This is a genomic window from Mesorhizobium sp. M2E.F.Ca.ET.209.01.1.1, assembly GCF_004010375.2.
Taxonomy (GTDB): domain Bacteria; phylum Pseudomonadota; class Alphaproteobacteria; order Rhizobiales; family Rhizobiaceae; genus Mesorhizobium.
This window is the reverse complement of record NZ_SADP02000342.1, coordinates 1-387: the sequence shown is the minus strand read 5'-3', so window position 1 is coordinate 387 and position 387 is coordinate 1. Positions and strand designations below refer to the sequence as shown.

General features: G+C 66.7%; 1 protein-coding gene. It reads left to right on the top strand.

What is annotated here, in order from left to right:
* Positions 1-15: 15 nt before the first annotated feature.
* The coding region (locus tag EN852_RS35910) for an AraC family transcriptional regulator (protein WP_246694511.1) at positions 16-387 on the top strand (372 nt) is incomplete at its 3' end.

Below are 387 nucleotides of genomic sequence, written 5' to 3'. Positions count from 1 at the left end.
CCGGACGGCGCCAGGATGCGCCACATCACCTCCAGCCAGGGTCGGGTGGCCCAGGTCGGCCGCGCCATCGCCTGGATCGGGCAGAACTTCCGGGAACGGTTCAGCATCGATCGGCTTGCAGCGGAAGTAGGCATGAGTCCGTCGAGCCTGCACGAGCATTTTCGCGCCGTGACGGCGATGACGCCGCTGCAATTCCAGAAGCAGCTAAGGCTTCAGGATGCGCGCAGCCTGATGCTGGTCCAGGACATCGACGCCACGACCGCGGCCTTCCAGGTGGGTTACGAAAGCCCGACGCAGTTCAGTCGCGAATATCGCCGCCACTTTGGCGAGCCGCCGGCCCGCGACATAGCCCGCTTGCGCGCTTCGCCGGGCTTGGCAGTGGTCGCC